Source organism: Actinomadura sp. CNU-125, from assembly GCF_001942465.1.
GTDB lineage: Bacteria > Actinomycetota > Actinomycetes > Streptosporangiales > Streptosporangiaceae > Spirillospora.
Window position 1 is genome coordinate 1 of the sequence record NZ_MKJY01000240.1, and the last position, 8,355, is coordinate 8,355.

Annotated in this window: 9 protein-coding genes and 3 pseudogenes; 8 read left to right on the forward strand and 4 right to left on the reverse strand. The window is 75.3% G+C overall.

Annotated features, from left to right (window positions below; genetic code table 11):
* Positions 1-155: 155 nt before the first annotated feature.
* The 6 genes and pseudogenes from BJF79_RS67315 to BJF79_RS26165 form a co-directional block, all read left to right on the forward strand.
* Positions 156-863: pseudogene (locus BJF79_RS67315) on the forward strand (ATP-binding cassette domain-containing protein); the annotation flags it as partial.
* Between the two features lie 97 nt (positions 864-960).
* On the forward strand, positions 961-1,440 hold the full coding sequence (locus BJF79_RS65800) for an ATP-binding cassette domain-containing protein (RefSeq protein WP_143220178.1): 480 nt from the start codon (positions 961-963) through the stop codon (positions 1,438-1,440).
* A gap of 51 nt (positions 1,441-1,491) precedes the next feature.
* Positions 1,492-2,640, forward strand: a complete 1,149-nt coding sequence (locus BJF79_RS26150; RefSeq protein ID WP_075901297.1) for a class I SAM-dependent methyltransferase — start codon at positions 1,492-1,494, stop codon at positions 2,638-2,640.
* Positions 2,641-2,776: 136 nt separating this feature from the next.
* A complete protein-coding gene (locus tag BJF79_RS26155; protein WP_075901299.1) occupies positions 2,777-3,670 on the forward strand; it encodes a class I SAM-dependent methyltransferase in 894 nt (297 codons plus the stop codon).
* Positions 3,671-3,718: 48 nt separating this feature from the next.
* On the forward strand, positions 3,719-4,030 hold the full coding sequence (locus tag BJF79_RS26160; protein ID WP_075901301.1) for a type II toxin-antitoxin system RelE/ParE family toxin: 312 nt from the start codon (positions 3,719-3,721) through the stop codon (positions 4,028-4,030).
* Positions 4,031-4,035: 5 nt separating this feature from the next.
* Positions 4,036-4,335: a helix-turn-helix domain-containing protein gene (locus tag BJF79_RS26165; RefSeq protein WP_075901303.1), complete on the forward strand. Its 300-nt coding sequence runs from the start codon at positions 4,036-4,038 to the stop codon at positions 4,333-4,335.
* Positions 4,336-4,555: 220 nt separating this feature from the next.
* Here the strand turns inward: BJF79_RS26165 and BJF79_RS61685 are convergent, their stop codons facing one another.
* The 4 genes and pseudogenes from BJF79_RS61685 to BJF79_RS61690 all read right to left on the reverse strand — a co-directional run bounded on the left by BJF79_RS61685 (position 4,556) and on the right by BJF79_RS61690 (position 7,127).
* The gene (locus BJF79_RS61685) at positions 4,556-5,062 is read right to left on the reverse strand and encodes an FAD-dependent oxidoreductase (RefSeq protein ID WP_262402602.1); all 507 of its coding nucleotides are present in this window, start codon (positions 5,060-5,062) and stop codon (positions 4,556-4,558) included.
* Positions 5,063-5,417: 355 nt separating this feature from the next.
* Positions 5,418-5,483: pseudogene (locus BJF79_RS67320) on the reverse strand (FAD-dependent monooxygenase); the annotation flags it as partial.
* A complete protein-coding gene (locus BJF79_RS26175; RefSeq protein ID WP_075901305.1) occupies positions 5,483-6,217 on the reverse strand; it encodes a class I SAM-dependent methyltransferase in 735 nt (244 codons plus the stop codon). The gene BJF79_RS26175 and the pseudogene BJF79_RS67320, both read right to left, overlap by 1 nt.
* A 10-nt stretch (positions 6,218-6,227) precedes the next feature.
* Complete coding sequence (locus BJF79_RS61690; RefSeq protein WP_262402603.1) at positions 6,228-7,127, reverse strand: saccharopine dehydrogenase NADP-binding domain-containing protein; 900 nt, start codon at positions 7,125-7,127, stop codon at positions 6,228-6,230.
* Positions 7,128-7,181: 54 nt separating this feature from the next.
* On the opposite strand from BJF79_RS61690, the gene BJF79_RS61695 reads away from it, so the two are divergent.
* Both BJF79_RS61695 and BJF79_RS26190 read left to right on the forward strand, forming a co-directional pair.
* Positions 7,182-8,048, forward strand: coding sequence for an NCS2 family permease (locus BJF79_RS61695; RefSeq protein WP_262402604.1), 867 nt, complete (start codon positions 7,182-7,184; stop codon positions 8,046-8,048).
* A gap of 125 nt (positions 8,049-8,173) precedes the next feature.
* Positions 8,174-8,355 (forward strand): annotated as a pseudogene (locus tag BJF79_RS26190) (hypothetical protein); the annotation flags it as partial.

Sequence of the window (8,355 nt, forward strand, 5' to 3'; positions counted from 1 at the left end):
CCTTATCCGCGGCCGAATAAGGGCAACACGCCGCAGGTCAACGGAAGAGGGCCCGCCGGACGGGCTCGCCTTGGACGGGCTCGCGGTCGCGGACGCGGACGATCACGATCGTCGACGGCATCGGCCTGCACGCCGCGCCCGGCGAGGTCGTCGCGATCGTCGGGCCGTCCGGCGGGGGCAAGACCACGACCGTCCGCGCCGCCCTCGACGTCCTCGCCCCCGGCCTGCACCGCACCGCCGGAACCGTGACCTGGCACGGCCGCACCGTCCGTCCCGGCCGCGCCGCCCGGCGGCTGCGCCGCACCGCCGCCGGGCTCCTCGACCAGGACCCCGCCGCAACCCTGAACCCGCTGATGACCGTGTCGGCGCTCGTCCTCGAAGGGCCCCGCCGCACCCCCGCGTCCGCCCGCGCGTGCCTCGCCGGCCTCGGCCTCGACGCGGACGCGCTGTGGCACCGGCGCCCCGGCGAACTGTCCGGCGGCCAGGCGCAGCGGGTCGCGATCGCCCGCACCCTGCTCGGCGACCCCGAACTGCTCGTCCTCGACGAACCGACCAGCGGGCTCGACCCGGACGCGCTCGCCCTCGTCGCCGCCGCGATCGAACGGCGCCGCGGCGACGGACGCTCGGTCACGCTCGTGATCTCGCACGACGCGGCGTTCGTCGACCACATCGCCGACCGCGTCGTCCGCATCGGCCCCGCCCCGCCCGGCCCCCGCGCGCAGCCCGCACCGGACGCGGGGCCGCACGATGCCGCCCGTCCCGTCCTCGACGTGCGGGGGCTGCGCGCCGGACACGGGACGGACGTCCTGCTCGACGGCGTGTCGCTGACCCTGCGTCCCGGCGAGCTCGTCGCCGTCACCGGACCGTCCGGAAGCGGCAAGAGCACCCTCCTGCGCGCCCTCTCGCGGGCCTGCACCCGCCGTCCACGGGCGCCCTCCTGCTCGACGGCCGCCCGGTGCCGTGGCCGGTCGCGGCCGCGACGTCGACGCGCTGCGCGGCGTCCAGCTCGTCGCGCAGTCCCCGGCCACCGCGCTCAACCCCGCGCACCGCGTGCGGACGTCCGTCGCCCGCCCCCTCCGCCGCCTGCACCCCGCCGCGCCCCGCGCGGAGCGCGTCGCCGAACTCCTGGCGGCCGTCGGCCTCGACCCCGAACTCGCCGACCGCAAACCGGGCGCGCTGTCGGGCGGGCAGCGGCAGCGCGTCGCGATCGCCCGCGCGCTCGCCGCCGCCCCCGCCGTCCTGCTCGCCGACGAGATCACGTCCGCGCTCGACCCCGCGTCCGCCGCCAGCCTCCTGCATCTGCTCGACCGGCTGCGCCGCGACGGCACCGCCGTCCTGCTCGTCACCCACGACCCCGCGATCGCCGCCCGCGCCGACCGCGTCCGCGCCCTCACCGACCGCCGCCTCACCCGAACGGAGACCGAACCCCATGCCCGCTGACCGTCCGCCCGGCAGCCTGCGGGACGCCGAGGCGGCGCTCGCCGAGCATCCGTGGATCGCCGCCGCCGAACGGGAACCGGGGCGGGCTCCGGCCTCGACCCGGACCGTGCGGCGCGAGCGGTCCGGCCGGAGCCCGGCGGGCTGTCGCCGAGCAACCTCGACCACTGGAGCGAGGTGTACGACTGGACGTACACCTCCGCCGGGGCTCGGCACGCGCCCGACCTCGACCTGTCCGGCTGGCGGGCGTCCGACACCGGACGGCCGCTGCCCGCCGGCCACATGCGCGAATGGGCCGACCGGACGGTCGAGCTGATCCTCGCCTCCGATCCCCGGTACGTCCTCGAACTGGGCTGCGGGACGGGCCTGCTCGCCCATCGGCTGCGCGACCGGGTGCGCGGATACGCCGGGACGGACGTCGCGCCGAGCGCGGTGCGGGCGCTCGCCGCGGACGCCCGGACGGGCACCGCGTTCGTGCGCGCGGCGGCGCACGAGGCGGGTTCGCCGCAAGTGCGGGACGCGCTGGAGCGGATCGGCTGCCCGGACGGCCGGCCCGACTGCGTCGTCCTGAACTCGGTCACCCAGTGCTTCCCCGGCCTCGACTACCTGGAGGCCGTCGTGCACGACGCGCTGGCGCTCGTCGCGCCGGGCGGCACCGTCCTCGTCGGCGACGTGCGGGACGCGCGCCTGCTGGACGACTTCGCCCGCTGGGCCGAGCGGGGCGACGCGGCGCGGGCCGCCGAGCGGGCGGCGCGCGAGCCCGAGTTCCTCTTCGATCCGCCCGCGCTGGCGCGGCTCGCCGAACGGGCGCCGCGGGACGTGCGGATGAGCGTCCACCCGAAGACCATGCGCGACGACACCGAACTCACCCGCTACCGGTTCGACGCCGTTCTGCACGTGGACGCACCGCCGAGCCGTCCGGCGGACGCGGAGTGGTACCCCGACCGGGCGCTCGTCGACGCGCCGGGCGCGCGGACGGCGTTCGAGCTGCGGGAACGGGCCGGACGGGCCGTCGTGCGGGACCCGGCCGATCCCGCGCGGATCGGCCTCGTGCCCCGGGCCGGGGCGGGCGCGGCCGTCGCGGAGGTGCCGGGCGCGGGACGGCGCACGAACCGTTCGCCGCGTTCGCCGAGCGCGTCTCGTCGAGGTCGCGCGCGCGGTGCTGCTGCCGTTCGGTGCCGGAGGCGCGCGACGTCCCGCTGACCGTCGAACCGTTCGTGCTCGCCGACCGCGCGGAGCGGCGCGCCGCCGCGGCGGTCGCGGGGGTGGACACGGCGGCGGTGCCCGCGTTCCTGGCGGCGCCTGGACGACGCGGCGCTGCGGGCGATGCGCCGCGGCGGTGCGGGCGGGCGCGCCCGCGGTCGCCGACCGGCACCGCTGGATCCTGCGCCGCTGGCTCGCCGTCCTCGACGGGACGGACGTCCCGGCGGGCGGCACCGGCACCCTGGTCGAGGACGGCCGCGCGATCGGCTACCCGCCGGAGACGACACGGTTCATGCTCGCCGCGATGGAGCGGCTCCCCGAACTCCTCCGGGACGAGCTGCCGCTGCAGGCGCTCCTGTTCGAGGACGCCGACACCGCCGACGGGGCGTACCGGGAGAACACGGTCAACCGGTACTTGAACGCGGCGGTCGCCGAGGTGATGCGGTGGGCCGCCGCGAGCGTCCGTCCGGACGGTCCGCTGCGCGTCCTCGAAGCCGGTGCGGGAGTCGGCGGCACGACGGCCGACGCCCTCGCGGGACTCGCGGGCCGCGACATCGACTACCTCTACACCGACGTGTCGCGCTACTTCACGTCGCTCGGCCGCCGCAGGTTCGGCGACCGTCCCGGCGTCCGGTTCGGCCTGTTCGACATCAACGCCGAGGTCGACGAGCCCGGCTCGCGGCACGTGGTCCTCGCGGCGAACGTCCTGCACAACGCGCGGCACCTGCCCCGGACCCTGTCCGGCCTCCGCGACCTCCTCGTGCCCGGCGGCCTGCTCGTGTTCATCGAGACGGGACGCGAGATGCCCGCGCTCCTCGCGTCCATGCAGTTCCTGATGTCGGCGCCCGCGGGCACCGAACGGCTGGCCCCCGGCGACCCGAGGGAGGGCACCGACCGCGTGTTCCTCACCCCCGCCGAGTGGACGGACGAACTGCACCGCGCGGGCCTCCGCCCCCTGCTCGTCCTCCCCCGCCCGACCCACCCCCTGGCCGAAGCGGGCGTCCACCTCTTCACAGCCCGCCGCGACTGACCCTCGGGACGGCTTCTTTGCGCGTTCGAGCACCCCGCCTCTTCTGAGGTGGACGAGTGGTTCGACACGCTCGACCAGATAGAACAGAAGACGGTGGCCTTCTACGTTGATCTGCCGGCCGAACGCGGGGTGCTGCTCGGCGAGCCGTATACCCGGCAGCTTCGCGGCAAGCTGAGGGAACTGCGCTTCCATCTCGACCGCCGGTCGGTGCGGATCACCTACTGGGTCGCGTCGGGCAGGCGGATCGTTCTGCTCACGGTGTTCGCCAAGCAGCGGATGCAGGAAGTCGCCGAGGTGGAGCGGGCATGGCGGGCCATGCAGCGCTGCATCGCCGAGGAGCACACGGCGGACGAGGAGTGAATGGCATGGGTGAACGCAGGTCGTGGGCCGATAAGCGTGCCGAGATCATGAGTCGTCCGGGCGCCGGAGCGGCCTACGAGGCGGCGCGCATCCGTTTCGAACTGGGGGAGGCCGTCCGGGCACGCCGTGAGGAGCTGGGCCTGACCCAGGCCCAGTTGGGCGAGCGCGTCGGCCTCAAGCAGCCCGCGGTGGCCCGCTTCGAAGCCGGGGGCACCATGCCGACGATCCCGATGCTGGAACGCATGGCCGAGGCACTGGAACTGCGGCTGAACGTCCGGTTCGAGCCGCTGCCCCACGCAAGCTGATCTGCCGCTCTCGCCGCACGCCTGGGACGACCTGCTGCATCCCGACGTGCGCTCGGAGCAGCCGCTGCTGCGCGCGGGGCGCGGACGGGACGTGTGGCATGACGCGGTCGCGCGGCTGCTGGCACTCGTGCCCGATCTACGGGGCACGTCCACGGGTGGGCCGCCGACCGCGACGGGTTCGCGATCCGCGGGGCCCGGCGGGGCGCGGGCGGGGCGGCGGTCAGGTGGGGGTCAGGCCTAGGCCGGAGCGGAAGAGGTCGCCGTCCAGCCAGACGGCGGCGCGGACGCCGTCGGCGGCGCCGAGGGAGACGAGGGTGACGGCGTCGGGGACGGCGGGGAGCTTGGCGGTGTCGCCTGCGGCGGCCACCCCGGGGACGGTCGTCTGCTGGCGTTCGTCGACGCGCACCGTGCCGTCGTCGAGGATCTCGCAGCCGAGCTTCGCCGCGAGGTGCGCGTGCTGCCGGGTGGGGGCGCGGTGGTAGACGCCGTCGCGGGCGAGGGTGCGGCCGTCGGCGAAGTGCAGTTCGAGGGCGCCCGGCTCGCCGGTCACGCGGCTGATCGGGGCGTCGATGGCCGGGACGCCGCGTTCGTCGAGGCGGGCGACGATCTCGGCGGGGAGTTCGAGGGGGCCGTTCGTGCACAGGACGACGTCGTCGCTGAACCGGTCGGCGACGTAGAGGGCGAGCATCGCCTCGCGGGGTTCGCGGGCGAGGACGGCGAGGGCCATGCCGCGGGTTTCCCAACCGTGGCAGAACGGGCAGTGGAACACGCTCCGGCCGAACCGTTCGGCGAGGCCCTCGATCGGGTACGGTTCGTCGACCTGGCCGGTGGGCGAGGACGATCCGGCGGGCCCGCGCGGACGTCCCGTCGGCGAGGTCGACCGTGAAGTCGTCCAGGGTGCCGCGCGCGCCGGTGACGGTGCCCGGACGGAGTTCGACGCTCGGGTACGCGGCCAGTTCGTCGCGTCCGAGGGCGAGGAGCCGGGCGGGGTCGAAGCCGTCGCGGCTCAGGTACATGTGCATCTCGGACGCGGGGGCGTTGCGGGGCGCGCCGCCGTCGACGAGCAGGACGTCGCGGCGCTGGCGGCCGAGGACGAGGGCGGCGCTGAGCCCGGCGGGCCCGCCGCCGATCACGATCACGTCGTACATCAGTGCTCCTTGCGGCGCCACGCGTGGACGCCCTCGGCGGGTCGGGGTTCGAACCCCGCGTCGGCCAGTTCGGACGCGAGGCGTTCGGCGGAGACGACGTGGCAGTCGAACTCGGCGGTCTCGGCGGAGACGAGGTCGTCGCCGTCCCACGTCCGGTAGGTGTTGACCCAGCGGACGAGGTCGTCGCCGGCGACGTCCGCGCGGGTGACGACGTCGTACCGGCGTCGGCCGAGGGCTCGGCCGGGGACGGTCGCGGCGGGTACGGGTTCGGCCCGCTGCGGGTATTGATGTTCGACGAGGAGGAGGCCGCCGGGGACGAGCGCGCGCGCCCAGTGCTCCCAGAGGGCTTGACGCTCCGACGGGGAGAAGTGCATCACGAGGTTGAACATCACGACCGCGTCCACCTGGACGGGCAGGCGGACGGTCAGGGCGTCCTCGGGCAGGACGGTGACGCGGTCGGCGAGGTGCGGGACGCGGGCGAGGCACGTGGTGAGGGCGGCGCGCATGATGCGGGCGGGTTCGACGGCGAACACCTCGTCGGCGAGTTCCGCGAGGATCTCGGTGAACCAGCCGGTGCCGGGGCCGATCTCGGCGACGGCGCGGGCGTCCGGGACGAGCGTCCGGAGGGCTCCGGCGAGGGCGTCGCGGGCCTCGGCGGGGAAGATCAGGTCGTAGTAGGGGGCGTTGACGGCGTAGCCGAGGCCACGGTCCGCGCGGGCGGCTTCGTCGGTCATGTGTCTCCGGTCAGTGCAGTTCGGCGGCGGTCACGGCGGGGTCGGTGCGGAGCCGGTCGAGGACGGCGGCGGGGTCCAGGCGGTCGGCGGCCAGGCCGGCGCCCGGCCCGACGCGTCCGGCGAGGACGTCGCGGACGGCGAGGGCCGCGACGGCGCCGCTCAGCGCGTTCGGGTCGGACGTGCGCAGGGTGAGCCGCCGGGGCGGCCCGGGTTCGCGGGGGACGGCCTGGAACAGCAGCGTCGAGTACGGTCCGGTGTCGGGAAGGTCGGCTTCGGCCACCGCGAGCAGGGCGGGGACGTGCCGGTCGACGGGGCCTTCGGCGGCCCACGCGGCGGCGAGCGCGCGCGGCACGTTCTCACTCGCGTACACGGTGTGGGCGCGCAGTTCGTCCACGTCGCACCGTTCGGCGAGGCGGACGGCTTCGGCGGACAGGTACGGGTACGCGTGCACCCGCCCCGGGAAGCCGGGGAGCGCGACGCCGAGCAGGGGACGCGCCCCGGGGACGGCGCGTCCGTCGCGCCACGCGGCGAGCGGCGTCCCGAACTCGGGGCCGCGGGCCGCGAGCATGTCGCGGGCGCCCATCTCACCGAGCGGGGCGGCCCGCCGACGTGGACGTCGAGGCGGCGCGTCGGCCGGTCGGCGAGCAGCCGGGGCAGCAGCCCGGACAGGCCGGGGGTGAGGCCCGCGGAGAACACCGCGGCGGCGGTCGCGGACGGGCCCGAGCGCGGACATCGCGGGCAGGTCGCCCGCCGCGTCCACGTAGTGCGCCCCGGCGGCGAGGGCCGCGCGGGCGACGGCGTCCAGCACCCGGTAGGACGGCCCCGCGCAGTTCAGCACCACGTCGCAGCCCGCGCAGAACGCCGCGAGATCGGCGCGTTCATCGCGCTCGTCGGCCTGTACGACGCGCACTTCATCAGCTCCAGCGAGACGAGCCCGCCGCTGGCGCTCGGTACCGGCGGGCGGCTGGAGACGTGGCCGACCGTGGTGTTCGGCCTCACCCTGCTGCTGATGATCGTGCTGTACGTGCGGCGGGTGCCCGGCGGCATCCTGATCAGCATCGTGGCCGGGACGGTCGTCGCGGTGATCATCGAGGCGAACGCGACGATCGCCGAGGGCGGCTGGGGCGTCGTCACGCCGAACATGCCGGACGACCTGTTCGCCGTGCCGGACTTCTCGCTGTTCGGGCAGGTCGACGTGTTCGGCGGGTTCGCCGAGGCCGGCGTGATCACCGCGCTGGTCGTCCTGTTCACCCTGGTGCTGTCGGGGTTCTTCGACGCGATGGGGACGATCCTCGGCGTCAGCGACGAGGCCGGTCTGGTGACCGAGCGCGGCGACGTGCCGCGGCTCGGCCGCATCCTGTCGGTGGACGGCGTGTCGGCCGCGTTCGGCGGCCTCACCAGCTCGTCGGCCAACACGGTGTTCGTGGAGTCGGCCGCGGGCGTCGGCGAGGGCGCCCGGACGGGCCTGGCCAACATCGCCACCGGCGCGCTGTTCGCGGTGACGCTGTTCCTGACCCCGCTCGCGGCGGTGGTGCCCGCGCAGGCGGCGGCGCCCGCGCTGGTGGTGGTCGGCGCGCTGATGATGATGCAGGTCGCCAAGATCGACTGGGACGATCTGGAGCTGGTGATCCCGGCGTTCCTGACGATCGTGCTGATGCCGTTCACGTTCTCGATCACCATCGGGATCGGCGGCGGAATGGTCGCCTACGCGCTGATCAAGATCGCCAAGGGCAAGGTGCGCGAGGTCTCGGTGTGGCTGTGGCCGGTGGTCGCACTGTTCCTGCTCTTCTTCGCAATTCACCCCATAGAGACCTGGCTGGGCGTTCGCTGACGCCGAAAGGCCGCACCTCTCTGCGCGTTTGAAAGTCTCGCGGCGCGTTCCGGGTGTCAAATGATGCCGACATCGCGTAAGCAGAAGGTAAGGCTCTACCTCCCGGCGTGAAAGTGTGGCTGCCCGTGTCCGCGGACTCACCCTCCGAATCGTCCCCGCGCGGCCACGTGCTGCTGGCGCCCGACCGGTTCCCCGGCGCCCTGACGGCGGCGGAGGCGGCGCGGCACCTGGCCGCCGGGCTCCGCCGGACGCGGCCGGACGTCCCGGTGGTGGAGCTGCCGTCGCCGACGGCGGCGACGGCCGGGTC

Excerpts from the sequence above, each read along its gene's own strand:
- BJF79_RS26165 (WP_075901303.1), top strand. The coding sequence starts at position 4,036 with ATGGGTGAACGCAGGTCGTGGGCCGATAAGCGTGCCGAGATCATGAGT.
- BJF79_RS61685 (WP_262402602.1), bottom strand. The coding sequence starts at position 5,062 with ATGGCCCTCGCCGTCCTCGCCCGCGAACCCCGCGAGGCGATGCTCGCC.
- BJF79_RS26175 (WP_075901305.1), bottom strand. The coding sequence starts at position 6,217 with ATGACCGACGAAGCCGCCCGCGCGGACCGTGGCCTCGGCTACGCCGTC.